The sequence below is a fragment of the Arthrobacter echini genome, assembly GCF_008107445.1.
GTDB lineage: Bacteria > Actinomycetota > Actinomycetes > Actinomycetales > Micrococcaceae > Arthrobacter_D > Arthrobacter_D echini_A.
This window is the reverse complement of the sequence record NZ_VSLD01000002.1, coordinates 1-26411: the sequence shown is the minus strand read 5'-3', so window position 1 is coordinate 26411 and position 26411 is coordinate 1. Positions and strand designations below refer to the sequence as shown.

26 protein-coding genes are annotated in these 26411 nt (G+C 68.2%); 12 read left to right on the top strand and 14 right to left on the bottom strand.

Going from position 1 to position 26411, the window contains the following annotated elements; translation table 11 throughout:
• Positions 1–6: 6 nt before the first annotated feature.
• A complete protein-coding gene (locus FQ377_RS04750) occupies positions 7–1605 on the bottom strand; it encodes an ABC-F family ATP-binding cassette domain-containing protein (protein ID WP_148600127.1) in 1599 nt (532 codons plus the stop codon).
• A gap of 165 nt (positions 1606–1770) precedes the next feature.
• On the opposite strand from FQ377_RS04750, the gene FQ377_RS04745 reads away from it, so the two are divergent.
• The 3 genes from FQ377_RS04745 to FQ377_RS04735 are packed head-to-tail and all read left to right on the top strand — an operon-like array spanning position 1771 to position 3768.
• Positions 1771–2409 (top strand): biotin transporter BioY, encoded by a 639-nt coding sequence (locus FQ377_RS04745; protein WP_148600126.1) that lies wholly within the window; start codon positions 1771–1773, stop codon positions 2407–2409.
• Positions 2402–3112 (top strand): energy-coupling factor ABC transporter ATP-binding protein, encoded by a 711-nt coding sequence (locus FQ377_RS04740; RefSeq protein ID WP_262364280.1) that lies wholly within the window; start codon positions 2402–2404, stop codon positions 3110–3112. Before FQ377_RS04745 ends, FQ377_RS04740 begins: the two co-directional genes overlap by 8 nt.
• Positions 3109–3768 (top strand): energy-coupling factor transporter transmembrane component T family protein, encoded by a 660-nt coding sequence (locus FQ377_RS04735; RefSeq protein ID WP_148600124.1) that lies wholly within the window; start codon positions 3109–3111, stop codon positions 3766–3768. Before FQ377_RS04740 ends, FQ377_RS04735 begins: the two co-directional genes overlap by 4 nt.
• A gap of 139 nt (positions 3769–3907) precedes the next feature.
• Here the strand turns inward: FQ377_RS04735 and FQ377_RS04730 are convergent, their stop codons facing one another.
• From FQ377_RS04730 to FQ377_RS04705, 6 genes are all read right to left on the bottom strand, one after another.
• On the bottom strand, positions 3908–4237 hold the full coding sequence (locus FQ377_RS04730) for a metal-sulfur cluster assembly factor (protein WP_148600123.1): 330 nt from the start codon (positions 4235–4237) through the stop codon (positions 3908–3910).
• A gap of 54 nt (positions 4238–4291) precedes the next feature.
• A complete protein-coding gene (gene sufC / locus FQ377_RS04725) occupies positions 4292–5050 on the bottom strand; it encodes a Fe-S cluster assembly ATPase SufC (protein WP_148600122.1) in 759 nt (252 codons plus the stop codon).
• 62 nt (positions 5051–5112) lie between these two features.
• Positions 5113–5469 carry a non-heme iron oxygenase ferredoxin subunit gene (locus FQ377_RS04720; RefSeq protein WP_395858466.1) on the bottom strand — a complete coding sequence of 119 codons (357 nt, stop codon included), beginning with the start codon at positions 5467–5469 and terminating at the stop codon, positions 5113–5115.
• Complete coding sequence (gene sufD, locus FQ377_RS04715; protein WP_148600120.1) at positions 5469–6794, bottom strand: Fe-S cluster assembly protein SufD; 1326 nt, start codon at positions 6792–6794, stop codon at positions 5469–5471. The genes FQ377_RS04720 and sufD overlap by 1 nt, the downstream gene beginning before the upstream one ends.
• Before the next feature lie 2 nt (positions 6795–6796).
• Complete coding sequence (gene sufB / locus FQ377_RS04710; RefSeq protein WP_148600119.1) at positions 6797–8269, bottom strand: Fe-S cluster assembly protein SufB; 1473 nt, start codon at positions 8267–8269, stop codon at positions 6797–6799.
• A complete protein-coding gene (locus FQ377_RS04705; protein WP_395858465.1) occupies positions 8269–9093 on the bottom strand; it encodes a helix-turn-helix transcriptional regulator in 825 nt (274 codons plus the stop codon). The genes sufB and FQ377_RS04705 overlap by 1 nt, the downstream gene beginning before the upstream one ends.
• Positions 9094–9258: 165 nt before the next feature.
• Between FQ377_RS04705 and FQ377_RS04700 the strand changes: the two genes are divergently transcribed.
• From FQ377_RS04700 to FQ377_RS04690, 3 genes are read left to right on the top strand one after another with little or no spacing between them, the layout of a single operon-like run.
• A complete protein-coding gene (locus FQ377_RS04700) occupies positions 9259–10170 on the top strand; it encodes an ABC transporter ATP-binding protein (RefSeq protein WP_148600519.1) in 912 nt (303 codons plus the stop codon).
• A complete protein-coding gene (locus FQ377_RS04695) occupies positions 10167–10964 on the top strand; it encodes an ABC transporter permease (protein WP_148600117.1) in 798 nt (265 codons plus the stop codon). Before FQ377_RS04700 ends, FQ377_RS04695 begins: the two co-directional genes overlap by 4 nt.
• Positions 10965–10969: 5 nt before the next feature.
• Positions 10970–11944 (top strand): COX15/CtaA family protein, encoded by a 975-nt coding sequence (locus FQ377_RS04690; RefSeq protein WP_148600116.1) that lies wholly within the window; start codon positions 10970–10972, stop codon positions 11942–11944.
• A 27-nt stretch (positions 11945–11971) separates the two neighbouring features.
• Here FQ377_RS04690 and FQ377_RS04685 read toward each other — a convergent pair whose 3' ends face one another.
• Both FQ377_RS04685 and FQ377_RS04680 read right to left on the bottom strand, forming a co-directional pair.
• Entirely contained in the window at positions 11972–12871 is a 900-nt protein-coding gene (locus FQ377_RS04685; protein ID WP_148600115.1) for a dihydrodipicolinate synthase family protein, read from the bottom strand.
• Positions 12872–12949: 78 nt separating this feature from the next.
• A complete protein-coding gene (locus FQ377_RS04680) occupies positions 12950–13894 on the bottom strand; it encodes a heme o synthase (protein WP_148600114.1) in 945 nt (314 codons plus the stop codon).
• Between the two features lie 337 nt (positions 13895–14231).
• Here FQ377_RS04680 and tkt point away from each other — a divergent pair, with 337 nt between their 5' ends.
• The 6 genes from tkt to pgl are packed head-to-tail and all read left to right on the top strand — an operon-like array spanning position 14232 to position 22535.
• Positions 14232–16418, top strand: coding sequence for a transketolase (gene tkt / locus FQ377_RS04675; RefSeq protein ID WP_148600113.1), 2187 nt, complete (start codon positions 14232–14234; stop codon positions 16416–16418).
• A gap of 59 nt (positions 16419–16477) precedes the next feature.
• Complete coding sequence (gene tal / locus FQ377_RS04670) at positions 16478–17587, top strand: transaldolase (protein ID WP_148600112.1); 1110 nt, start codon at positions 16478–16480, stop codon at positions 17585–17587.
• 5 nt (positions 17588–17592) lie between these two features.
• Positions 17593–19245, top strand: coding sequence for a glucose-6-phosphate isomerase (locus tag FQ377_RS04665; protein ID WP_148600111.1), 1653 nt, complete (start codon positions 17593–17595; stop codon positions 19243–19245).
• Complete coding sequence (gene zwf / locus FQ377_RS04660) at positions 19242–20789, top strand: glucose-6-phosphate dehydrogenase (protein ID WP_148600110.1); 1548 nt, start codon at positions 19242–19244, stop codon at positions 20787–20789. The genes FQ377_RS04665 and zwf overlap by 4 nt, the downstream gene beginning before the upstream one ends.
• A complete protein-coding gene (locus tag FQ377_RS04655) occupies positions 20786–21730 on the top strand; it encodes a glucose-6-phosphate dehydrogenase assembly protein OpcA (protein WP_148600109.1) in 945 nt (314 codons plus the stop codon). Before zwf ends, FQ377_RS04655 begins: the two co-directional genes overlap by 4 nt.
• The gene (gene pgl / locus FQ377_RS04650) at positions 21720–22535 is read left to right on the top strand and encodes a 6-phosphogluconolactonase (protein WP_148600108.1); all 816 of its coding nucleotides are present in this window, start codon (positions 21720–21722) and stop codon (positions 22533–22535) included. Before FQ377_RS04655 ends, pgl begins: the two co-directional genes overlap by 11 nt.
• A 147-nt stretch (positions 22536–22682) precedes the next feature.
• Here the strand turns inward: pgl and secG are convergent, their stop codons facing one another.
• From secG to FQ377_RS04625, 5 genes are all read right to left on the bottom strand, one after another.
• Positions 22683–22934, bottom strand: coding sequence for a preprotein translocase subunit SecG (gene secG, locus FQ377_RS04645; protein ID WP_148600107.1), 252 nt, complete (start codon positions 22932–22934; stop codon positions 22683–22685).
• 54 nt (positions 22935–22988) lie between these two features.
• Positions 22989–23804: a triose-phosphate isomerase gene (gene tpiA / locus FQ377_RS04640; RefSeq protein ID WP_148600106.1), complete on the bottom strand. Its 816-nt coding sequence runs from the start codon at positions 23802–23804 to the stop codon at positions 22989–22991.
• A gap of 95 nt (positions 23805–23899) precedes the next feature.
• Complete coding sequence (locus tag FQ377_RS04635) at positions 23900–25150, bottom strand: phosphoglycerate kinase (protein WP_148600105.1); 1251 nt, start codon at positions 25148–25150, stop codon at positions 23900–23902.
• 12 nt (positions 25151–25162) lie between these two features.
• On the bottom strand, positions 25163–26173 hold the full coding sequence (gene gap, locus FQ377_RS04630) for a type I glyceraldehyde-3-phosphate dehydrogenase (protein ID WP_148600104.1): 1011 nt from the start codon (positions 26171–26173) through the stop codon (positions 25163–25165).
• Positions 26174–26282: 109 nt separating this feature from the next.
• Positions 26283–26411, bottom strand: a 129-nt coding sequence (locus FQ377_RS04625) for a Fe-Mn family superoxide dismutase (RefSeq protein WP_316245913.1), incomplete at its 5' end; no start/stop codon positions are given.

The window sequence follows — 26411 nt, the reverse complement described above, 5'->3', positions numbered from 1 at the left end:
GAGCCACTAGGCGAGAGTGACGAGCTCCAGGTAGTCCTGGTTCCACAGGTCCTCCACGCCGTCGGGCAGCATGACCACGCGCTCCGGGTCGAGCGCGTCGACCGCCCCCTCGTCGTGGCTGACCATGACCACCGCACCGCTGTAGTTCTTCAGGGCGCCGAGGATCTCGGCACGGCTGGCGGGGTCGAGGTTGTTCGTGGGCTCGTCCAGCAGCAGCACGTTGGCGGAGGAGGCCACGATGGTCGCGAGGGCCAGACGGGTCTTCTCGCCGCCGGAGAGCACGCCGGCCGGCTTGTCGACGTCGTCGCCCGAGAAGAGGAACGAGCCGAGGATGCCGCGCACCTCGGCGTCCTGCATGTCGGGCGCGGAGGACTTCATGTTCTCCAGGACACTGCGCTCGGTGTCCAGGGTCTCGTGCTCCTGCGCGTAGTAGCCCACCTTCAACCCGTGGCCCGCGATGACGCGTCCGGTATCGGGTGTGTCGACGCCGGCCAGCATGCGCAGCAGCGTGGTCTTCCCGGCGCCGTTGAGGCCCAGGATCACCACCTTCGACCCCCGGTCGATCGCCAGGTCCACATCCGTGAAGATCTCCAGCGATCCGTAGGCCTTGCTGAGTCCCTCCGCCGTCATGGGGGTCTTGCCGCACGGCGACGGCTCCGGGAAGCGCAGTGCTGCCACGCGGTCGGTGGCGCGCACCGCATCGAGGCCGCCGAGCAGGCGCTCGGCGCGTTTGGCCATGTTCTGCGCGGCGACCGCCTTCGAGGCCTTGGCGCGCATCCTGTTGGCCTGGTCCATGAGGACCTGGGCCTTCTTCTCGGCATTGGCCCGTTCGCGCTTGCGGGCGCGCTCGTCCGTCTCGCGCTGGAGCTGGTAGCGCTTCCACCCCATGTTGTAGATGTCGATGGTGGCACGGTTCGCGTCGAGCTGGAACACCTTGTTCACGGTGGCCTCGAGCAGTTCCACGTCGTGGCTGATCACGATCAGCCCGCCCTGGTGGTTCTTGAGAAAGTCGCGCAGCCAGGTGATCGAGTCCGCATCGAGGTGGTTGGTGGGTTCGTCGAGCAGCATGGTCTCCGCGCCGGAGAACAGGATGCGCGCGAGCTCCACCCGACGGCGCTGACCGCCGGAGAGGGTCTTCAGGGGCTGGTTCAAGATGCGCTCGGGCAGCGCCAGATTGGAGGAGATCGCAGCGGCCTCGGCCTCTGCGGCGTAGCCTCCGCCCGAGAGGAAGGCGGCCTCGATCCGGTCGTAGCGCGCCATCGCCTTGTTGCGCACCGAGGTCTTCTCGCTGGCCATGTCCTCCTGTGCCTGGCGCAGGTCATTGACGACGGCGTCGAGGTTGCGTGCGGAGAGGATGCGGTCGCGGGCCAACTGATCCATGTCCGGCGTGCGCGGATCCTGGGGCAGATAGCCGATCTCGCCCGAGCGCGTCACCGTGCCGCCGGCAGGCAGTGCTTCCCCGGCCAGCACACGGGTCATGGTCGTCTTGCCGGCGCCGTTGCGCCCGACGAGACCGATCTTGTCCCCCCGGTCGATCCGGAAGGACACCCCCTCCATCAGCAAGCGGGCACCGGCCCGCAACTCAAGGTTGGAAACGCTAATCACGATTGGGCCTTTCGATGGGACAGGGAGGATCTGTGTTGTAGGAATCCCACAAAGGATCCCGGGGTGACCGGCGCTAGTCTCGGTACAGAAGCAGGAGCGGCCGCGCTCCCGGCACATCAGCCGACCGACCGGTGAGACCGCGGGTCCGGAGAAGGAGCAAAAGCCATGCAGCCAGCCAGGACGACCGTGACGGGAACGGCCGGTACCGGTCGTCGATCGACCCGGCGCCGGTGGGACGCCACCGATCTCTCGCTGGTCGCCGTCTTCGCCGCCCTCATCGCCGCCCTGGCAATCCTACCCGGTATACCGGTGGGTCCGCTCGGGGTCCCCATCACGCTGCAGACCCTCGGGGTCCTGCTCGCGGGACTCGTGCTCGGACCGGCACGCGGGACCGCGGCCGTTCTGCTCTATCTCGTGGCCGGCCTGATCGGCCTCCCGGTGTTCAGCGGGTTCAGCGGAGGCTTCGGGGTCCTGGCAGGACCGACCGCGGGCTACCTCCTGGCCTTCCCCCTGGCTGCGCTCGTGGCCGGACTCCTCACCCTCGGTGTGCTGCGCCGTACGCACAAATTCCGCGTCGTACTGCTGTTCCTGGCCGCTCTCACAGCGAGTCTGCTCACCATCCACCCGCTCGGGATCACAGGACTCATGATCAATGCCGGGCTCCCCCTGCGGGATGCGATCCTGGTCGATGTGGTGTATCTGCCGGGCGACGTCGTCAAGGACGTCCTCGCCGCGCTGCTGGCCGTCTCGGTCCACCGAGCCTTCCCGCGACTGCTGGCAGCGAAGCCACCCCTTCGTGCCTGAATCCATCGAGTTCCGAGCCGCAGGGGTGCGCACGCATCCCGAGGGCCGGACCCTGCTCGAGCCGCTGGATCTCTTGCTGGCCGAGCGGCGCATCTCCGTGATAGGCGCCAACGGTTCGGGCAAGTCGACCCTGCTACGGCTCATCAACGGGCTGCTCCTGCCGACGGAGGGAACCGTGGCGGTGCACGGCAACGACACGCGGACCATGGGCAGGACGGTGCGCCGAAGCGTCGGCTTCGTCTTCACCGATCCCCTCTCGCAGCTCGTGATGCCCACAGGCCGTGAGGACGTGGAACTCTCGCTCCGTACCCTGCGGCTCTCGTCCGGCGATCGCCGCTCGCGCGCCGGAGAAGTCCTCCGGCGCTTCGGTATCGACCACCTGGCCGATCGCAGCAGCTACGACCTCTCGGGCGGTGAGCGGCAGATCCTGGCCCTCGCCGTGGTCCTCGCGACCGAGCCCCGCATCCTCGTGGCCGACGAGCCCACCACGCTGCTGGATCTGCGCAACGACGCCCGGGTGCGCTCACTGATCGCCGGGCTGGACCAGCAGGTGGTGTTCACCACGCACAATCTCGATTTCGCCCTCGAGAGCGACCGGACCCTCGTGCTCGACGCGGGCAGGATCGTATTCGACGGGCCGGCCGACGACGCCGTCGCGCACTATCGGCAACTGTGCAGCTGCGCTCCGCTCGGAGGACCGTGAGGGGTTTCGGAGCAACCCTGGGGCTGTACGAACCGGGGCGCGGTTTCCTGTACAGGACGGCGCCGGCCCCCAAGGCCGTCGCGTCGCTGGCCTGCGCCGTCGCCGTCATCGCGTGGCGTTCCCCGACGACCACCGCCGTCGCCCTTCTTCTGACCTTCGGGGTCCTCATCGTGGGTGCCCGTCTGTCTCCCGTACGTGTTCTGCGGATGCTCCTGCCCGCGGCGCCCGTGCTGGGGATCCTCGCGCTGTACCAGGGATTGGCTCAGGACTGGCTCCGCGCGTTCGTCGTGGTGGGCGGGATCACCGCGTGCCTGCTCGCCGCGCGCGCCCTGACCCTGACCACCGCTACCCAGGACCTGCTCGACGGGGTCGTCCGACTGGTCCGTCCGTTCCGGCGTCTCGGCGCCGATCCGGAGCGCTTCGCGCTGGCGCTGTCCATCATGCTGCGCAGCATCCCCTATCTGGCGGGTCTGTTCGTCGACGTGCGACAGGCCGCACGTGCACGCGGGCTGGAGCGCAACCCCCGCGTGGTCGTGACACCCCTCGTGCTCGGGGCGGTCGCCTATGCGCATCGGACGGGTGAGGCCCTGGCCGCACGGGGACTCGGAGAGGGGGACCTCGACGAGGACCCGCCCGATGACCGCACCGGGCCGTGACGACGGTGGCCAGGATGACCGGGGCCGTGACCACTCCGGGTCGTGACCACGGTGGTGCAGGACGGTGGGGCGGCCCCGGCTACCGCCGTGACCGCCCCACCGCAGGACCCAGATCCCTGTGCTGCTCAGATGTCGAAGCTCAGATGTTGAAGCCGAGGGCACGCATCTGGTCGCGGCCGTCCTCGGTGATCTTCTCGGGACCCCACGGCGGCATCCACACCCAGTTGAGGCGCCACTCGTCGACCACGCCGTCGAGGACCTGGCCCACCTGCTCCTCGAGCACATCCGTCAGCGGGCAGGCCGCCGTGGTGAGGGTCATGTCGATCAGGAGGGCGCCGTCGTCGGCGTAGGTCAGGCCGTAGAGCAGGCCAAGATCCACGATATTGACGCCCAGCTCCGGATCGATCACGTCCCGCAACGCCTCCTCGACGTCGTCCAACGCCGTTGGTGCCTGTTGCACATCACTCATCGAAGATCTCCTTTCGAGCGGTCCGGCACGTAGGGCACCGGACGGGATGGTCGGTCAGGCCTCGACCGTTGTGAATCGATCGTAGCCCTCTTCCTCGAGGCGATCGGCGAGTTCCGGCCCGCCCTGCTCGGCGATACGGCCGGCAATGAAGACGTGCACGAAGTCGGGCTTGATGTAGCGCAGGATCCGCGTGTAGTGGGTGATGAGCAGCGTACCCATCTCACCCTTGGAGTGCTCGCGGTTCACACCCTCCGAGACGACCTTCAGGGCGTCGACGTCCAGACCCGAGTCGGTCTCGTCGAGGATCGCGAACTTCGGACGGAAGAGCTCGAGCTGCAGGATCTCGACCCGCTTCTTCTCGCCACCCGAGAAGCCCTCGTTGACGTTGCGCTGGGCGAAGTCCGCGTCGATGCGCAGCTTGCTCATGGCCGTCTTGACGTCCTTGGTCCAGTGCCGCAGGCTCGGGGCCTCGCCGTCGAGCGCGGTCTTCGCGGTGCGCAGGAAGTTGGTCATGGTCACACCTGGGACCTCGACGGGGTACTGCATGGCCAGGAAGAGGCCGGCACGGGCACGCTCGTCGACGCTCATCGACAGCACGTCCTCGCCGTCGAGCGTGATCGAGCCGCTGTCGACCTTATAGCGCGGATGCCCGGCGATCGTCGACGCGAGGGTCGATTTCCCGGAGCCGTTGGGGCCCATGATGGCGTGGGTCTCCCCGGTGTTGATCGTCAGCGTGACGCCGCGCAGGATCGGGATGTTTCCCTGATCCGTGTCGATGCTGACGTGCAGGTCCTTGATTTCGAGCGTGGACATCGTGTTCTCTCTCCTTCGCCTGCGGTGCAGGTGGTGTACAGGAAGTCGGTGGGCGTCGGCCGTCACCCCAGCTGGGGTGCGGGCGCTCCGTTGGTGACCGTGGTGATGTCGACGTAGACATCGTTGTTGTGGATCTCGAGTGCGAACACCGGGACCGGCTCGTACGCGGGGAGCTGCAGCGGGGCACCGCTGCGCAGGTCGAACTGGGACCCATGGCCCCAGCACTCGATGGCGCACCCCTCGACCTCGCCCTCGGACAGGGAGATGTCGGCATGGGAGCAGGTATCGCCGAGCGCGTGGATCTCGCCGTCCGAGTCACGCACCACGACCACCGGGTAGTCGTCGATCAGCACGCGCAGCGCCTGCTTGACCTGGATGTCGTCGACACTGCAGATCAGTTCACCGTTGGGCTCGGACATCAGAGGTTCCCCGCCGCCAGTTCGCGTTCGACCGACTCCGAGAGCCGCTCCTCGAGCGCGGGGACCCTGATCTGCTGGATGACCTCGGTGAGGAAGCCGCGGACCACCAGGCGGCGGGCGGCCTTCTCCGGGATGCCACGGGCCATCAGGTAGAACAGGTGCTCGTCGTCGAAGCGGCCGGTGGCGCTCGCGTGGCCCGCGCCCTCGATCAATCCGGTCTCGATCTCGAGGTTCGGCACCGAGTCCGAGCGCGCGCCGTCCGTGAGGAGCAGGTTGCGGTTCGTCTCGTAGGTGTCGGTGCCCTCGGCGGCCTTGCGGATCAGCACGTCACCCACCCAGACGGTGTGCGCGTCCTGACCCTGCAGGGCACCCTTGTAGGTGACCCGGGACGTGCAGTTCGGTGTGGCGTGATCCACCAGGAGGCGTTGCTCCAGGTGCTGTCCCGCGTCGGCGAAGTACAGTCCGTACATCTCCACCTCGGCGCCGGGGGCGGAGAAGATCGACGACGGCGTCAGGCGCACCAGATCGCCGCCGAGACTCACGACCACGTGCTTGTAGCGTGCGTCCCGGCCGATCTTCGCCTGCTGCGAGGAGACGTGGACGGCGTCGTCGTCCCATTCCTGCACGCTGACGACCGTCAGCTCTGCTCCGTCCTCCACCACGATCTCCACGTTCTGCGCCAGCGCCACGGAGCCACCGTGATCGAGCACGACGACCGCCCTGGAGAACTGCTCCGCCCGGATCAGGATGTACTGGGCGGCTGGTTCCGCGCTGCGTCCGGTGATGCTCACCATGACCTCGCCCTCGGCCACCGTCTCCCGCGGGATGGTGATGACCGTCGCCTCGGAGAAGGCGTTCCACGCAGCGGCGGACACACGATCCTCCGGGGTTGCGCCCTTGCCCAGGCGCGCGTCCCCGCGGCCCACGGTCTCGACCGTCACGTTGCCGGCACCGGTGACCTCGATGGCCGGCGCCGGACCGGTCAGGTCATCGGTATGGAGGCCGCGCAGGCGCTTCAGCGGGGTGAATCGCCAGTCCTCCTCCTGACCCGTCAGCGGCGGGAAGTCCGCCAGGTCGAAGGAGCGGCGGCGTTCTCCACGCGACGCCTCGGGGATCACCGGGGCATTGCCGTGGCTGTGCTTCTTGAAACCGAGCTGCTCCGTGCCGTCATCTCCTCCGGGAAGGCGTTCGCCCTCCTCGGTGAAGCCGTCGATGGAGGCCCGTCCGACGGTGGCGGAGCCGAGACGTGCCTTCTCGTCGAGGGCACTGATCCCGCCGTCGAGCGGGGTGTCCGGTGTGATGTCCGTATGGGTTGTCTCAGCCATTCCTAGCCCACGGCCCCTTCCATCTGCAGTTCGATCAGCCGGTTCAGCTCGAGCGCGTACTCCATGGGCAGCTCACGGGCGATCGGCTCGATGAAGCCACGCACGATCATGGCCATGGCCTCGTCCTCCGGCATGCCCCGGGACATCAGGTAGAACAGCTGCTCCTCGCTGACGCGCGAGACGGTGGCCTCGTGGCCCATGGTGACGTCGTCCTCGCGGATGTCCACGTACGGGTACGTGTCCGAGCGGGAGATCGTGTCCACCAGGAGAGCATCGCAGCGCACTGTGTTCGCGGAGTGCGTGGCGCCGTCGCGTACCTGGACCAAGCCGCGATAAGCCGCCCTGCCGCCGCCGCGCGCCACGGACTTGGAGATGATCGAGGACTTGGTGTTCGGGGCGATGTGCACCATCTTCGACCCCGTGTCCTGGTGCTGTCCCTCGCCGGCGAAGGCGATGGAGAGCGTCTCCCCCTTGGCGTGCTCCCCGACCAGGTAGACGGCGGGGTACTTCATGGTGACCTTCGACCCGATGTTGCCGTCGATCCACTCCATGGTGGCGCCCTCGTGCGCGATGGCCCGCTTCGTGACGAGGTTGTAGACGTTGTTCGACCAGTTCTGGATGGTGGTGTAGCGGACGCGCGCGCCCTTCTTCACCACGATCTCCACGACGGCCGAGTGGAGGGAGTCCGAGGTGTAGATCGGGGCGGTGCAGCCCTCGATGTAATGCACGTACGAGTCCTCGTCCGCGATGATCAGCGTGCGCTCGAACTGGCCCATGTTCTCCGTGTTGATCCGGAAGTACGCCTGCAGCGGGATCTCGACGTGGACGCCCTTCGGGACGTACACGAACGAACCGCCCGACCACACCGCCGTGTTCAGGGATGCGAACTTGTTGTCACCGACCGGGATGATGGTGCCGAAGTACTCCTTGAAGATCTCGGGGTGCTCGCGCAGCGCTGTGTCCGTGTCCAGGAAGAGCACACCCTGGCGCTCGAGGTCCTCGCGCAGCTGGTGGTACACCACCTCGGACTCGTACTGTGCGGCGACGCCGGAGACCAGCCGGGAACGCTCCGCCTCCGGGATGCCGAGCTTCTCGTACGTGTTGCGGATGTCCTCGGGAAGGTCCTCCCAGGTGTTCGCCTGCTTCTCGGTGGAGCGGACGAAGTACTTGATGTTGTCGAAGTCGATGCCGGAGAGGTCCGCACCCCAGGCGGGCATGGGCTTGCGGTCGAAGTACTTCAGTCCCTTGAGCCGGAGATCGAGCATCCATTCAGGCTCGTTCTTCTTCGCGGAGATGTCGCGGACGACCTCCTCGCTCAGCCCACGGCGTGCGTTGTCGCTGGCCTCGTTCTTGTCGGCCCAGCCGTACTGGTACGTACCGATTCCTTCGAGCTCCGGGTTGCGTTCCAGGATGTCGCTGATCGTCGACTCCGGCACTGCCGATGCGATGGGCTTGCGGTCTACTTGATCCGTCATCACGGCCTTCCTTGCTGATGGGTGGATAACGTTGCTGGGGCGGACAGGGTCGCAGAGTCCTGGCTGAGCGGATCAGCCGGGGCCGCGGTGGGGCGTCCCAGGGGAATATGGGTCGTGCAGACGTGCCCGCCACTGGCGAGCGTGGACAATCGCCGGACGTCGACGCCCAGCAGACGGGCGAAGACCGCGGTCTCCTGCTCGCAGAACGTGGGGAACTCGGCGGCAAGGCCCTGGATGGGGCAGTGTCCCTGGCACAGTTGCACCCCGAGCATCGTGGAGCGCGGTACCTCACGCGTGGGTGGGCGGCGTACCGGTGATCCGACTGTCCGGGTGGAGCCCACGAAGCCGTCCGCGCTCAGTGCCTGGGCCAGGGCGTCGGCCCTCGCCTCGAGCTCGGGCCCGGCGGCGTCGACGATCGGGCGGTAGCGCTCCTCCATGTCGGCGAACCGCTCACGGGCGAAGTCCTCGATGCCCGCCGCGCCCACCGTTTCTCCGAGTCGCGTCAGAGCTGCCCTGGCGATTGCCAGGTAGTCCTCTCCGATGGCACTCTGCCCGCGCTGGCTGACGACATAGCGTCGGGCGGGCCGCCCCGCACCGCCGCCCTGTCCGCGCCCGCGCTTGATCTCGATCAGCCCGTCCAGCGACAGCGCGTCGAGGTGGCGGCGCACGGCCGCGGGCGTGAAGCCAAGGCGTACGCCGAGCTCCGCAGCGCTCACGGGTGCGTGCTCGAGAACCGACGAGAGCACCCGGTCCCTGGTCCGTTCGTCGAGCGGCTGGGGCAGGGCGGCAGAAGTGTGGGTGGTCACTGCGTCCGATGCACTCACTCCAGCTCCTCCTTTCGCCGACACAATACAGAACACGATCATGACCTAATCTATTCCACTCCACCACTTAGGCGAGGCTATCCATGGCGCCCGCGTTCCGACTACTACCTGTCGTAGAATAGGGCTGTGCCGACAACTGCCCCTGCCCTCCTGATCGAGGGCCTGATGAAGGACTTCGGTCCCGTCGGTTCCCTCGACGGCCGCATGGTGCGCGTGCTCGACGGCGTCAGTCTCTCGGCGGCCCGCGGCGCCGTCACCGTCCTCCTCGGCGCCAATGGTGCGGGGAAGACCACTACCCTGGAATGTGCGCAGGGGCTCCAGCGGGCCGATGCCGGTCGGGTGCGGCTCCTCGGTGAGGATCCTCACCGAGCCTCGCCCCAGTTACGCGCCCGCGTCGGTGTGATGCTGCAGGAGGGGGGCCTGCCGCCGTCCGTGCGGCCGATGGCCCTGCTCCGGCATGTCGCCTCCATGTACCGCGCACCCCTGCCCGTCGATCTGCTGGCGGAGCGCCTGGGTCTCGGCGCATTCGGAGCGGTGTCCATCCGTCGGCTCTCCGGAGGACAGAGACAGCGCCTTGCACTGGCGTGTGCGCTCGTGGGCCGGCCCGAGGTGGTGTTCCTCGACGAGCCGAGCGCAGGGCTCGATCCGCAGTCCCGCACGATCGTCTTCGACCTGATCAACGAGCTCCGGGCGGACGGGCTCGCCGTCATCCTCACCACCCATCTGCTGGACGACGCCCAGCGACTCGCCGACTATGTCTACATCCTGGAGAGCGGCAGGACGGTCGCGGAGGGCACGGTCGCAGATCTGACGGCCGACCAGGACGCCGACGGGCTGCGCGAGCTGGAGTTCGAGACGGTACCCGGGCTGGCACTTCCCGCCGAGCTCCTCCCCCATCTGCAGCAGAGCGAGCCCTACCCGGGCCGCTACGTGATACGGGGAGCACTGACACCCCGGGACGTCGAGCTCCTGGCCGGGTGGTGGGGAGCGCACGGTGTCATGCCCACCGCCATCACCATGGCACCGCGCTCGCTCGAGGACGTCTTCCTCGACATCTCCGGACGGAGCATCCGATGAGCACCCGCCCGACGCCCGGTACGGAATCTCCTGCCGTGGAGCCACGGAGCCCCGGGGCAGCGGCCGCCCTCGGCACGCGCGTCGTGCGGCACGGCTCCTACGAGGCGCTGGCAATGCTGCGGAACGGCGAACAGCTGGTCCTCGCCATCGTGCTGCCCCTCCTGGCGCTGGTGGCACTCGTCATCACCCCGCTCCTCGACGGCTACGGCGCAAGCCGCATCGACATCGCTGCTCCCGGCGTCCTCGCGCTGTGCACCATGTCCACGGCATTCACCGGCCAGGGCATCGCCACCGGCTTCGACCGTCGCTACGGCGTGCTCAGGTTCCTGTCGACGACGCCGCTTGGACGATCAGGACTGATCTTCGGGAAAGCCGTCGCCGTCGCCGTGGTTTTGGCCGTGCAGTTGGTCGTGATCGGCGGTACCGCCCTCCTGATGGGGTGGTCGCCGCTGCCCGCCGGGATCCTGCCCGCGGCCGTGCTCCTGCTGGTCGGCTCGGCGGCCTTCACGGCGCTGGGACTGCTCGTGGCAGGCACGCTCAGGCCGGAAGCGACCCTGGCCGTCACGAACCTCGTCTGGATCCTCCTCGCCGCAGCCGGCGGCGTCATCATCCCGGCGCGGAGCCTTCCCGAGATCGTCCAGGGCTTCGTGGCCGTCCTGCCGTCCGCTGCCCTGGGCGACGGCCTCCGCACCGCCTTCCTCGACGGCGCCCTCGACCCCCTCGCGTGCTTGGTACTGCTGGCCTGGGCCGCCCTCGCCAGCCTCGCGGCCATCCGCTGGTTCAAATGGAGCTGAATCCCATGACTCTTTCCCCGCTCTCCCGGTTCACCGGCGTTCTCCCCACCACCACCACCCCCGTGGTCCGCAGACTCGCGGTCGCCTCGCTGGTCGCGCAGATCGGCATCGTGGTCACGGGTGGCGCCGTGCGCCTGACAGCCTCCGGCCTGGGCTGTCCGGAGTGGCCGCGCTGCACGGCGGACAGCATCGTGACCACGCCCGAGATGGGCCTGAACGGAGTGATCGAGTTCGGCAACCGGCTCCTGACCTTCGTTCTCGTGGTCATTGCGGTGGCCATGATCGTCGCTGTGCTCGGCATGCGACGGGACCGCAGGGACCTGTTCCGGCTCTCGATCGGCATTGCCCTCGGCATTCCCGTCCAGGCCGTCATCGGCGGCGTCAGCGTCTGGATGGACCTGAACCCCTGGGTGGTGGGTCTCCACTTCATCGTGTCCATGGTGCTGATCGCACTCGCGACCGTGCTGGTCAACCGGTCGCGGCTGACCACCGAGCAGTACCGGGACGAGCAGCACACTCCTGCTGCCCCTGTGCTCCTGCGCCAGCTCCTCATCACCTCCACGGCGCTGACGTCGGTCGCCGTCGTCCTCGGTGTGATGGTCACCGGGTCAGGTCCTCACGCCGGCGACCACGGCGCTGCGCGGAACGGGCTCGACCCTGATTTCATCACGCGCCTGCACGCCCTCCCGGTATATCTGCTCGTCGCCACCGTGGTGCTCGCAGCGATAGTGGCCCACCGGTCGCGCGTCACGGGCACGCTCCGGAAGGCCGTGGTCCTGCTCACCGCCGCCGTCCTGGTGCAGGGCGCCATCGGCTACGTCCAGCACTTCCTGCACCTGCCGATCGTCCTCGTTGCCCTGCACATGCTGGGGGCGTCGCTGCTCGTGGCCGCCGCCGTCCATGCGCAGTACACCGGGACCACGCGCAGGACCCTTCCCGGCAGCCGGGCACGGGCCAGGGAACCGCAGACCGTCTCCTGAGCACTGCCTGGTGGGCCCTGACGAGGCTCAGTCGGCGTCGAGGGCCGCCTCGAGGAGATCGAGCAGGCGCCCCAGCTCGCGCAGCTCCGATCCCGGGCTGGGCAGCAGGGGTGCGCGCGGGTCTCCCGCGGCGATGCCGCAGGCGCGGGCCAGGAGATGGAGGCCACTGATCTTCCTGAGTCCGGCGACGTGCTCCACGAGGGGTGAGAGGACCTGGCGGATCCGTTCCACCTCCTGCTGGTCCCCGGCGAGGACAGCCGACCGGAGCCGGCCGTAGTACCCCGGCAGGAGTGCTGCGGGGCCGCTGTGCCAGGCGTCGGAGCGCACCTCCCCGCTCATCATGAGGAGGTCCCCGCTGACGCCGTGGCTCAGGGGTGCATCCACGAGGTCCGCGAGGCGCGCCTGGCGCTCGTTGAAGGTATCAGCGTCGGCGGCAGTGTCCTTGAAGGCCACGACCTGCTCCATCGCGGCGAGTTCGGCGACCACTGGTAGGGAGTAGTCGAACTGGGTGGTGCCCGGGTTGTTGTAGAGGCACACCGGCAGGTCGGTCTCGGCGCAGACGGTCCTCACCTGCACCATCACCTCGTCGTCGGTCAGGGGGACGTAGGAGACCGGTGACAGGACGAGGCCGGCCGCTCCTGCCGCCTGCGCATCGGCTGCAGCCTCCAGTACGCCGCGAGTGCCGACGGAGCTGATGCCCACCGCGACCGGGACGCGGCCGTCCGCGGCTTCGATGGCCGTCCGCGCCACCCGTGCACGCTCCGCGCGGTCGAGGTAGGCGAAACTTCCCGAGGATCCGAGAACGGTCAGCGCATCGACGCCGGAGCGGATCACTCCGACGACGAGGGCGCCCAGCTCGGCGTGGGAGACCTCGCCGTCGGGCAGGAACGGGGTGATGGGGTAGGCGATCAGTCCGGTGAAGTTCATGCCTGCAAGCCTAGGTGCTTCATGCCCTCTGCCCGGAGGAGTCGCTCGTCCTGAGGACCAGCCGCAAGGTCCCTCGACCTAGCCCAGGACGGCCGAGCCGACGAAGGGATCGATGGCCAGGGCCAGGAAGAGGACCGTGAGATAGCTGATGGAGCCGTGGAAGACCTTCATCGCGGCCCTGTTGCTCAGCTCGCCCTGGCGCGCCAGCGAGTACAGCCGGTGGGATTCCCGGATGAACCAGGCGCCTCCCGCGAGAGCGGCCACCGAGTAGACCCATCCCGCTCCGGCGGGGATCAACAGGAGCGAGCAGGCCACCATCGCCCAGGCGTACAGCACCACCTGGACCGAGACCACGCGGGCCCCGGCGATCGCACCGAGCATCGGCACGCTGGCCGCCACGTAGTCCTCGCTGTATTTCATGGAGAGCGGCCAGTAATGGGGTGGCGTCCACAGGAAGATGACGAGGAAGAGGACGACGGCAGGCCATTCGACGGAGTTCGTCACGGCTGCCCAGGCGATGAGCACGGGCATACAGCCCGCAGCGCCGCCCCAGACGATGTTCTGCGAGGTGCGGCGCTTCAGGACCAGTGTGTACAGGACCACGTAGAGGAAGATCGCGGCGACGCCGAGGAGACCCGTCAGCGGGTTCGCTCCGAACCAGAGGATGGCAATGGCGCCGATCCCGAGGACCCAGGAGAAGATCAGCGCCTCCCTCGGGGTCAGTTCACCCGTGACGAGCGGACGGTTCTCCGTGCGATGCATGACCTTGTCGATGTCGCGGTCGAAATAGCAGTTGAAGGCGCCCGCACTGCCCGCAGCGAAGGCACCCCCGATCATGGTGGCGAGGATCAGCCCGAACGGAGGGAAGCCGCCCTGCGCGAAGATCATCGTCGGGAGGGTCGTCACGAGGAGCAGCTCGATCACGCGCGGCTTCGTCAGCGCGAAATAGGCCTTGGCTTTTCGGCCGAAGCCCGGTCGGGTCTGCGGAGAACGCACCGGAGCAGTAACCTGCTGGGTCTTCACAAGGCAACACTTTCGATTCTTCCGGAGGAAAAGACACCACCAGCATACCCTTTTACGCTGTGTAGAACTCGAGGCAGGAGCTCCTCCTCCCCGTCCGCCGGGGAGGAGGAGCCGCGGGTGCCCCGGCGTGATGAAGGACATCCGCCGTCCGGAAAGTTCCCCCGGACGGCGAAAAGGATAGGGTGGAGTCCTAAGCCCACTTCGCATCGGTACGCGGATGACGCGCGGTGCCGGAGTGGGACTTCGCAGGATTCAATGGTGAACGGCCGGCCCGACCGCGTGCCTGTAGGCACTCACCGGTGATTCGGCTGTTCCGGACAGAGAGGGGCCCGGAAACGTGCCACAGACGCAACAGCAGGACCTGAGCTGGACCGAACTCGACCAGCGGGCAGTGGACACGATCCGTGTCCTGGCAGCCGACGCCGTGGAGAAGGTGGGCAACGGGCACCCGGGTACGGCGATGAGCCTTGCACCGGCCGCCTATCTCCTGTTCCACAAACTGATGCGGCACGATCCTGCGGATGCCGAGTGGACCGGGCGTGACCGCTTCGTCCTCTCCCCGGGCCACACCTCGCTGACCCTCTACATCCAGCTCTATCTGTCGGGGTACGGACTCGAGCTCGAGGATCTGCAGTCCCTGCGCACGTGGGGCTCATTGACACCGGGTCACCCGGAGTACCGCCACACGACCGGCGTCGAGGTCACCACCGGGCCGCTGGGCCAGGGCCTGGCCACGTCGGTCGGCTTCGCCTACGGCCAGCGACGCCAGCGCGGCATGTTCGACCCCGAGGCCGCCGAAGGGACGAGTCCCTTCGACCACACCATCTGGGTGATCGCCTCCGACGGCGACCTCCAGGAGGGTGTCACGTCCGAGGCCTCCTCCCTGGCCGGGCACCAGGAACTGGGCAATCTCGTGGTGCTCTACGACGAGAACCACATCTCCATCGAGGACGACACCGACGTGGCGTTCACCGAGGACGTCCTGGCCCGTTACGAGGCCTACGGCTGGCACACCCAGCGCGTGGACTGGATGAAGACCGGCGAGTACGTCGAGGACGTCGCTGAACTGTATTCCGCTCTTGTTGCGGCGAAGAACGAGACGTCGAAGCCTTCGATCGTCTCGTTGCGCACCATCATCGGGTACCCGGCGCCCACCAAGCAGGACACCGGCAAGATCCACGGTTCGGCGCTCGGTGCCGACGAGGTGGCCGCCGTGAAGGAAGCGCTCGGCTTCGACCCCGAGAAGCATTTCGAGGTCGACCCCGAGGTGCTCGAGCACGCCCGCAGCGTCGTGAAGCGCGGGGCCGAGGCCCACAGCGCGTGGCAGGAGGACTTCGCCACGTGGCAGGAGGGCCATGCCGAGGAGGCTGCCCTGCTCGAGCGCATCCAGGCACGTACCCTGCCCGAGGGCTGGACGTCGGAGCTCCCCACCTTCGAGGCGGGCAAGGACATGTCCACCCGCGCCGCGTCCGGCAAGGTCCTCACAGCCATCGGCCCCGTGCTCCCCGAGCTGTGGGGCGGCAGCGCGGATCTCGCGGAGTCCAACAACACGACCATCGAGGGCTCGCCGTCGTTCATCCCGAAGAGCCGCCAGACCGACATGTGGTCGGGCGACAAGTACGGCCGGGTGCTGCACTTCGGTATCCGTGAGCACGCCGCGGCCGCGATCGTCAACGGCATCGTCATGCACAGCAGTACGCGTGCCTTCTCGGGGACGTTCCTCATCTTCAGCGACTACCAGCGCCCTGCGGTCCGGCTCGGCGCCCTCATGGGGGTGCCGGCGATCTACGTCTGGACCCACGATTCGATCGGTCTCGGTGAGGACGGACCCACGCACCAGCCGGTCGAGCAGCTCTCCTCGCTGCGCACCATCCCCGGTCTCGACGTCGTCCGCCCCGGCGACGCCAACGAGGTGGCGGTGGCGTGGAGGACCATCCTGGAGAACACCGACAACCCGGCCGGTCTCGTCCTGACCCGCCAGAACATCCCGACCTACGAGCGCGGCAGCGGCGCGGCCGAGGGTGACACCTTCGCCGCGGCCGACGGCGTCGCCAGGGGCGGGTACGTCCTCGCGGAGGCGAAGAACGGCTCCCCCGACGTCATCCTCATCGGCACGGGGTCCGAGGTGCAGCTCGCCGTCGAGGCACGCGAGGCCCTCGAGGCGGACGGCATCTCCGCCCGCGTCGTGTCCATGCCCTGCCTCGAATGGTTCAACGCGCAGGACGCCTCCTACCGCGAGAGTGTGCTCCCGCGGTCGGTCCGGGCGCGCGTCTCGGTCGAGGCCGGTGTCTCGCAGAGCTGGCACGGCATCGTCGGCGACGCCGGCCGCCACGTCTCGCTCGAGCACTACGGTGCCTCCGCCGACTACAAGACGCTCTTCCGCGAGTTCGGTATCACCTCCGAGGCCGTCGCCGCCGCGGCAAGGGACTCGATCGAAGCCGCCGGCTCCGATCCGCTGGCCCCGAACGGCACCGCGGCCATGCCCTCCGGCCCGCGCTCCACCGAGACCGGCGACCAGCAGTAGCAGTCCCCTCCCGTCCCTCTTCCAGCACTAGTTCCGCTGACGCGGAAAAGGAGCACATCATGACAACACCCACTGCCGCGCTCTCCGCCGCCGGAGTCTCCATCTGGCTCGACGACCTCTCCCGGGAGCGCATCAACTCGGGCGCCTTCAAGCACCTCATCGAGGATCTGAACGTCGTCGGCGTCACGACGAACCCGAGCATCTTCGCTGCGGCGCTCAAGCAGGGCGAGTCCTATGCCTCCCAGGTCGGAGCACTCGCCGCGGCAGGGGCCGATGTGGACCAGGCCGTCTTCGACATCACCACGCACGACGTCTCCCAGGCCTGCGATCTCTTCGCCGAGGAGGCCGAGCGCTCCGGGGGCGTGGACGGCCGCGTCTCCATCGAGGTGGATCCCCGCCTCTCGCGCGACACCGCTGGAACCATCGCCGAGGCCAAGCGCCTGCACGCGAAGGTCCAGCGGACCAACGTGCTGATCAAGATCCCCGCCACGGTCGAGGGACTCGAGGCCATCTCGTCGACGCTTGCAGCGGGCATCAGCGTCAATGTGACGCTGATCTTCTCCCTCGAGCGGTACCGCGCCGTCATCAACGCCTTCATGCTCGGCCTGGAGCAGGCGAAGGAGAACGGGCACGATCTTTCCAGCCTCCACTCCGTGGCCTCCTTCTTCGTCTCCCGCGTCGACTCCGAGATCGACGCACGACTCGACACCATCGGCTCGGACGAGGCGAAGGCGCTCAAGGGCAAGGCAGGCCTGGCGAACGCCCGTCTGGCCTACCAGATCTTCCAGGAACAGTTCTCCTCCGAGCGCTGGCAGGTCCTCGAAGCAGCAGGGGCGAGTGCCCAGCGGCCGCTCTGGGCCTCGACGGGCGTGAAGGACCCTGATCTTCCGGACACGCTGTACGTCGTCGGCCTGGTGGCCCCCGATGTCGTCAACACCATGCCGGAGAAGACCCTCGATGCGATGGCAGACCACGGCGTCGTCGAGGGTGACACCGTCACCGGGACGTACGAGGAATCGACCGGGGTCCTGGACAGCCTCGACGCCGTCGGCGTGTCCTACAGGGACGTCGTGGAGCAACTCGAGACCGAGGGTCTCGACAAGTTCGTGGCCAGCTGGTCCGAATTGCTCGAGACCGTCCAGTCCGCACTAGACGCAGCGAAGGAGTAGGGCTCATGGGTTCATTCGCACTCATCGCGACCGGAGCGGCCCTGGCCGCCGTCGATGCGGTCGTACCCGGCCTCGTCGACGAGCAGGTGGCATCCAGGCTCATGGCCAAGGACGCCACACTGTGGGGCCACGATGCAGAGACCGAAGCGTCGGTCCGGCTCGGCTGGATCGACCTGTTCGAGGGTTCACGGGCCCTCCTCCCGGAGATTGCCGGTCTGCGCGCCGACCTCCGGGCCGAAGGCGTGGACCGCGTGGTCCTCTGCGGCATGGGGGGATCCTCGCTGGCTCCGGAGGTCATCACGAAGGAAGCGGGAGTCGATCTCGTCGTCCTCGACGCGACGGACCCTGAGCAGGTGCGGGCTGCCCTCGACGAGGACCTGCAACGCACGATGATCGTCGTGTCGTCGAAGTCCGGCTCCACGGTGGAGACCGACTCCCAGCGCCGCCTCTTCGAGCGGGCGTTCACCGACGCCGGTATCGACGCGGCCTCGCGCATCGTCGTCGTGACCGATCCGGGATCGCCCCTCGAGGAAGCCTCGCGGAAGGCCGGCTATCGCAGGGTGTTCACCGCGAACCCCGAGGTGGGTGGCCGCTATTCGGCGCTGACGGCCTTCGGGCTCGTACCGTCCGGGCTGGCCGGGGCCGACATCGAGACCCTCCTTGACGACGCGGAGGACAGTGCCGAGTTCCTCGGCGACGATGCCGAGGACAACGTGGGGCTGCAGCTCGGCGCGGTCCTGGGCGGCACCACACCGCTGCGCGACAAGATCGTCTTCGCCGACGCCGGGTCGGGCCTGCCCGGGTTCGCGGACTGGGCGGAGCAGTTGATCGCCGAATCGACGGGAAAGCTGGGGACGGGTCTGCTGCCCGTCGTCTCATCGATCGACGCACCCGAGGTCCACGCGGTGGCTCCCGATGTCCTGCCCGTCCTCCTAGCACCGCTCGACGGCGACGCGGCGGACGGGGTGTCGGACAGCGGAACCCCCGATGCCACCCGCGTCCTGGTCAGGGGGAGCCTGGGCAGCCAGCTCTTCGTCTGGGAGTACGCCGTCGCCGTCGCGGGCCGGATCCTCGGTATCAACCCGTTCGATCAGCCCGACGTCGAGGCCGCCAAGAAGGCAGCGCGGGGCCTGCTCGACGATCGGCCGGAGTCCGCTCCTCCCGCTTTCGTGGACGGCGTCGTGGAGGTCCGTGGGGACCCCGACCTGCTCGGTTCCGCGACGACGGTGGGTGAAGCCCTGCAAGCCCTCCTGGGACGCCTGCCGGACCACGGATATCTGTCCGTGCAGGCGTACCTGGACCGCCATGGGCAGTCGGAGCTCGAGCAGGTCCGCGCGCCCCTCGCGAACGTCACGGGGCGCCCTGTGACCTTCGGCTGGGGACCGCGCTTCCTGCACTCGACAGGTCAGTACCACAAGGGGGGCTCCCCCGTGGGTGTGTTCCTGCAGCTCACCGCGGCAAGCGGCGAGGACGTGGCGATACCCGATCAGCCCTTCGGTTTCGGCGAGCTCATCGCTGCCCAGGCCGCCGGTGATGCGCAGGTGCTCGCGGAGCACGGACGGCCCGTGCTCCGGCTCCACCTCACGGACCGCGACGCCGGCGTGGCCCAGGTGCGTGCGGCTGTCGACGCGCTCGTCGGTGCCGGGGAGAACGGGTGAGTCCGTCCGGCAGGAGGTCCACCACGTCTAATCCGCTCCGTGATCCCCGCGACCGGCGGCTCAGCCGGATCGCCGGGCCGTCGTCGCTCGTCCTCTTCGGCGTGACGGGTGATCTCGCCCGGAAGAAGCTGATGCCCGCGATCTACGATCTGGCCAACCGGGGGCTCCTGCCCCCGAGTTTCGGGCTCGTCGGCTTCGGCCGCCGTGAGTGGCGTCATGAGGACTTCGTGGCGGAGGTCAGGGAATCCGTCACGAAGTACGCGCGGACGCCGTTCAACGACACCGTGTGGGAGCAGCTCGCGGCGGGCATCCGCTTCGTCCAGGGCACCTTCGACGACGACGACGCCTTCCGGAATCTGCAGGAGTGTCTCGACGAGCTGGACCGGAACCGCGGAACACGCGGTAACCACGCGTTCTACCTGTCGATCCCACCCAATGCTTTCGAGGCCGTCTGCCAGAAACTCTCCGAACACGGCCTGGCCCGGCCCGAGGACGACCAGTGGCGCCGCGTGGTCATCGAGAAGCCCTTCGGGCACGACCTGGAGTCCGCCCGTGAGCTGAACCGGATCGTGGAGGAGGTCTTCCCTCCCGACGCCGTGTTCAGGATCGACCACTACCTGGGCAAGGAGACGGTCCAGAACATCCTGGCCCTGCGCTTCGCCAACCAGCTCTTCGAGCCACTGTGGAATGCCAACTACGTGGACCATGTGCAGATCACCATGGCCGAGGACATCGGGATCGGCAGTCGGGCAGGGTACTACGACGGCGTCGGAGCAGCGCGCGACGTCATCCAGAACCACCTCCTGCAGCTGCTCGCCCTCACGGCGATGGAGGAACCCATCTCGTTCGACGCGGACCACCTCCGCGCCGAGAAGGAGAAGGTGCTCGCCGCCGTCGAGCTACCCGAGGACCTCTCGGGCCGCTCGGCCCGCGGACAGTACGAGTCCGGGTGGCAGGGCGGCGAACAGGTGAACGGCTTCCTCGAGGAGGACGGCATTCCTGCCGATTCGACCACGGAGAGTTTCGCGGCGCTCCGCCTGGACATCCACACCCGTCGGTGGGCGGGCGTGCCCTTCTACCTCAGGGCAGGCAAGCGCCTGGGACGCAGGGTGACCGAGATCGCCGTCGTCTTCAAGCGTGCACCGAATCTCCTGTTCAGGGATCACAGCGAGGAGGACTTCGGCCAGAACGCCGTCGTCATCCGCGTGCAGCCGGACGAGGGGGTCACCATCCGCTTCGGGTCGAAGGTGCCGGGCACCCAGACCGAGGTCCGCGATGTCACGATGGATTTCGGCTACGGCCACTCCTTCACGGAGTCCAGTCCGGAGGCCTACGAACGCCTCATCCTTGACGTGCTGCTCGGAGAGCCACCCCTCTTCCCCCGCCAGCAGGAGGTGGAGCTCTCGTGGCAGATCCTCGATCCGTTCGAGAAGTACTGGCAGTCGCTCGACGGCCAGCCGGAGACCTATGAGCCGGGAAGCTGGGGCCCCGACTCGGCGGACGAGCTGCTCACAGCCGACGGACGAACCTGGAGAAGGCCATGATCGTGGAGCTACCCGACACCACCACGTCGAAGGTGTCGAAGGAACTGATGTCGCTGCGCGACCGTGGCGGCGTCGTGGCACTGGGGCGGGTCCTGACGCTGGTGGTGATGACGCGCTCCGGTGACGAGGAGGATGCGATCGACGCCGCGAACCAGGCCAGCCGCGAGCATCCCTGCCGGATCATCGTCCTCGCCGAGGGTTCCGCCGACGAGCCGACGAGACTCGACGGCCAGATCCGCGTCGGCGGGGACGCCGGCGCCTCGGAGGTGATCGTGCTCCGCGGGTACGGGGCCCTGGCCGAGGAGAACGAGTCGCTGGTCTCCGCCCTGCTGCTGCCGGACGCACCGATCGTCGCCTGGTGGCCGCACGGCGCCCCGGCGGCCACCGGACGGACCTCGATCGGCAGCATCGCCCACCGCAGGATCACCGACGCGGCCCAGGAACCCGAGCCCACGGAGGCACTGTTCACCATCGGTGCCACCTACACGGCCGGGGACACAGATCTCGCCTGGACGCGCCTGACCAACTGGCGTGTCCAGCTCGCCGCCGTCATGGATCAGGTCAGGGGCGACGCTCCGGTCACCGCCGTGAGTGTCGAGGGAGCCTCCGACTCCCCCAGCACCGTCCTGCTCGCCGCGTGGCTCGGTCAGGCACTCGACGTGCCTGTGACCATCGTGGCCGGGGACCCAGGCACCGGGCTCAGACGCGTCCGCCTGGTGCGCGACGGCGGGGACATCGAGCTGTACCGACCCGATCTCGACGTCGCCGAACTCCACCAGCCCGGTCAGCCCGTCCAGCACATCTCCCTGCCCCGTCGGAGCCTGCGCGACTGCCTGGCGGAGGAGCTGCGGCGGTTGGACCCCGACGAAGTGTTCGGGGAAGTCATCACCCAGGGCCTTGCCCGGACCAAGCTGAGGAGCGTACCGGACCATGAGCGCTGAACCGAGAGTAGGCATCCACCCGTCCCAGGCCTCCCTGGCGGCGGCCGTCGCCGCCAGGCTCATCACGCGCCTGGTGGATGTGCAGAGCGAGCTGGGGACCGCGACGGTGGTCCTCACGGGTGGTTCGATCGGCACGGCAGCCCTGCAGGCGGTAGCCGAGTCACCGGCCCATCGGGCCGTGGACTGGTCCAGGGTGCACTTCTGGTGGGGTGACGAGCGCTTCCTCCCGGCCGATGATCCGGACCGCAACGCCGTCCAGGCCCGCTCGGCCCTCCTGGAGCACATCCCGGTGGATCCCCGGAAGGTGCACGAGTTCGGCTCGACGGACGACTTCCCCGACCAGGACGCCGCCGCGGAGGACTACGCGAGGCAATTGGCGGAAGTCGCCTCGGCGGAAGGCACGGAGGGGGTCGGTGCCGGGGAGCAGGATCCACGGCTCCCCCGCTTCGACGTCCTCCTGCTCGGCGTGGGACCCGATGCCCACATCGCCTCCCTTTTCCCCGAGCTCGGGGGCATCCGCACCAGGGGTTCGACGACGGTGGGCGTCGCCGATGCACCGAAGCCTCCGCCGCAGCGCGTGAGCCTCACCCTCGAGGCGATCAACAGTGCTCAGGAGGTGTGGCTGACCGTCAGCGGCAGCGACAAGGCAGGTGCCGTAGGTCTCGCCCTCGCCGGAGCGGGCCACGTCCAGGTCCCGGCTGCCGGTGCGCGGGGACGACTCCGTACCCTGTGGCTCGTCGACCAGGACGCCGCGGAGCAACTTCCGGGGCGACTCATCACCTCCGACGACGACGCGGACGACTGAGCCACCCTCCTCCGGACGCAGAACGCCCCGCAGCCTGCTTCGGCTGCGGGGCGTTCTGCATCGATGCTCGTGGTGCTCATCGCCCGTAGTGCTCGTCGTACTCGGTCAGGGCCGAAGAGCTCGATGAAGCTGGGCCTTCTCGACGATCTATGCGTCGACCGCGAAACGCTGGATGAGACCGAGCGCCACGATCACCACGCCCCAGGACAGTCCCAGGGCAACCGTGAAGCGGTTCAGGTTGCGTTCGGCGACGCCCGAGGACCCCATGCTGGACGTCATACCGCCGCCGAACATGTCGGACATGCCGCCTCCGCGACCCTTGTGGAGCAGGATCAGCAGAGTGAGCAGGAGGCTCGTGACGCCGAGCAGGACGAGCAGGATGATACGGAGGATTTCCACGGGGCCCTTTCAAGGCTCGGATGACCGCTTCACGGAAGCGGCCGACGCTCGGAACTAGTCTGTCACCAGATGCTGTTCGAACCTGACAATACTAGCAAACTCGGCCACATCGAGGCTCGCGCCGCCCACGAGGACGCCGTCCACATCACGCTCCCGGAGGATGCTGGCCGCGTTCGCGGCCTTCACCGAGCCTCCGTAGAGGAGGCGTGTCCTCGCGGCCGCCTCCGCGCCGGACAGCGTCTCGAGTTCGGACCGGATTGCGGCGCACATCTCCTGCGCGTCCTCAGGGCCGGCGACCTCCCCCGTCCCGATCGCCCAGACCGGTTCGTAGGCGACCACGAGGGAGGAAACCTGCTCGGCGGACAGATCGGCCACTCCCCGGCGCAGCTGCTCCAGGGTGTGCTCCACGTGTGTCCCGGCCTGCCGGACCTCCAGTCCCTCTCCCACGCAGAGCACGGGGACGAGACCGTGGCGATAGGCCGCGTGCACCTTCCGGTTGAGCAGTTCGTCCGATTCGGCGTGGATCGTGCGCCGCTCCGAGTGCCCCACCAGCACGTAGGTGCAGTCGAGCTTCTGGAGGAACTGTCCGGAGATGTCCCCGGTGTAGGCGCCGGAGTCCTCGGGCGAGAGATCCTGACCCCCGTAGACCACGTCGAGGGTGTCACCCTTCACGAGGGTCTGCACGCCGCGCAGGTCTGTGAACGGCGGGAAGACGGACACTTCCACGCGCGAGAAGTCGTGACCGGCGTCGTCGAGGGTCCAGGCCAGCTTCTGCAGGAACGTGATTCCCTGCATGTGGTCCAGGTTCATCTTCCAGTTGCCGGCGATGAGGGGTCGGCGATCGAAGGCGCCGTTGGTCGAGGTGGTCATCTGCTGCTCCATCCGTTGCGTTCATGACGGCGGGATCCGCTCGGGTTCCCCCCGCGCGGATCCCGCCGTTGTCCTAGCAGGGGGTCCGGGCCCGGTCAGTCGCGGGCGAGGGCCGTGAGTCCGGGGAGTTCCTTCCCCTCCAGATACTCGAGGCTGGCACCCCCGCCCGTGGAGATGTGCCCGAACTGCCCGTCGGCGAAACCGAGGCCCCGGACGGCCGCGGCGGAGTCGCCTCCACCCACCACGGTCAGCGCCCCGGCCGCCTGTGCGTCCACGAGGGCCTGGGCCACCGCGCGCGTCCCGGTGGCGAAGGCGTCGAACTCGAAGACCCCCATGGGTCCGTTCCAGAAGACGGTCCTCGCCTCGGCGATGTTCGCGGCGAAGTCGGTTCCGGTGGCCGGACCGATGTCCAGTCCGATCCCGGCGTTGCCGAACGGCCCGGACTCCATCGCATCCGCCGCGACCACGCCGTGCTCGGCGTCGGCCGCGAACGTTTCCGCGACGACGATGTCCGTGGGCAGTACGAACTGCGTGCCGTCCCGTGATCCGCGCTCCAGGTAGCCACGCACCGTGTCGATGCGATCCTCCTCGAGCAGACTGGATCCGACGTCGTGCCCCTGGGCCGCGAGGAAGGTGAAGACCATTCCCCCGCCCACGAGGATCCGATCGGCGGTGCCGATCAGGTTCTCGATCACGGCCAGCTTGTCGGAGACCTTCGACCCTCCCAGGACGACGACGAAGGGCCGCTGCGGCTCGGGCGTCAGACGTTCCAGGACGGTGAGTTCCGCCGTCACCAGGTCCCCCAGATAGGCGGGCAGCAGGGCTGCGACGTCGTAGACGCTCGCGTGCCGGCGATGCACGGCCCCGAAGGCGTCGTCGACGTAGGCGCCGTCGTCACCCACCAGATCGGCCAGTTCCCGGGCGAACGCGGAGCGCTCGGCGTCGTCCTTGCTGGTCTCCCGCGCATCGAACCGCACGTTCTCCAGGACGAGCACCTCGCCCTCCGCCAGTCCGGCTGCGGCGGCGCGCGCACCGTCATCGCTCGTGTCAGGAGCCAGCGTGACCGGGAAGCGCGCCAGATCGCGCAGGACGTCCACGGCCGGCTTGAGGGAGTACTTCTCCTCGGGAACACCCTTGGGTCGCCCGAGGTGCGCCATCACCACGACGGCGGCTCCGGCCTCCGTCAGACGCTCCAGGACGGGCAGGGAGGCCCGTACGCGTCCGTCGTCGGTGACCCGGACAGCGGGGACCTCCCCGCTGAGGGGGACATTGAGATCGGACCGCACGAGGATGCGCCGCCCGCGCACGCCCTCGGCGAGCAGATCGTCCAGAGATGCGTAAGCCACGATGGATCCCGCCTAGGAAAGTTTGGCAGCGACGAGTTCGGTGAGATCGACGAGGCGGTTCGAGTAGCCCCACTCGTTGTCGTACCACGCGACCACCTTGACCTGGTTGCCCATGACCTTCGTGAGACCCGAGTCGAAGATGGAGGAGTGCGGATCCGAGACGATGTCGGAGGACACGAGCGGAGCGTCCGTGTAGGAGAGGTAGCCCTTCAGTGAACCGTCCGCTGCAGCAGCCCGGTACGCCTCGTTGACCTCCTCTGCTGTGACCTCGCGGCTCACCGTGGCGGTCAGGTCGGTCACGGAGCCGGTCGGGACGGGAACGCGGAGGGCGTAGCCGTCCAGCTTCCCCTTCAGCTCGGGAAGCACGAGACCGATCGCCTTCGCGGCGCCCGTGGAGGTCGGCACGATGTTGATCGCCGCGGCGCGCGCCCGCCGGAGGTCCCGGTGCGGGCCGTCCTGCAGATTCTGGTCGGCGGTGTACGCGTGGACCGTGGTCATGAGGCCGCGCTCGATGCCGAAGCTGTCGTTGAGCACCTTCGCCAGGGGGCCGAGGCAGTTGGTGGTGCAGGAGGCGTTGGAGATGATGTGGTGGTTCTCGGGATCGTAGTCGCCGTCGTTGACCCCCAGGACCACTGTGAAGTCCTCGTCGGTCGCAGGCGCGGACACCAGTACCTTGCGGGCTCCGGCCTCGATGTGCTTGCGGGCGGCCGACGCCTTCGTGAACAGGCCGGTGGATTCGATCACGATGTCCACGCCCAGATCCGCCCAGGGCAGATTCGCGGGATCCCGCTCGGAGTACACCCTGACGTGCTTGCCGTCGACGATCAGGTCGTCGCCGTCCACCTCGACCGATTCCGCGAGCCGCCCGGTGACCGAGTCGTACTTGAGCAGGTGGGCGAGGGTCGCGGTGTCCGTCAGATCATTGACGGCGACGATCTCGAGATCCGCGTTCTGGGCGAGTGCAGCGCGGAAGTAGTTGCGACCGATTCGGCCGAAGCCGTTGATGCCAATACGGGTAGTCACTGGTTTCCATCTCCTTCATAGGTGGTGCCACCGATCAACCCATCACGGGTGCCGGCGACTGGTAGAGCTCAGGCCGGGCACACCGTCGTGCCGTTCTCGTGCGGGAGTGTCAGGGGGTGATGAGGGTGGAGGCCCCGGTGGTGGCCGCCTGGTGGCGTGCCTGGACGTCGGTCCAGTTCACCAGGTTCCACCAGGCCTTGACGTAGTCGGGCTTCACGTTCACGTAGTCCAGGTAGAA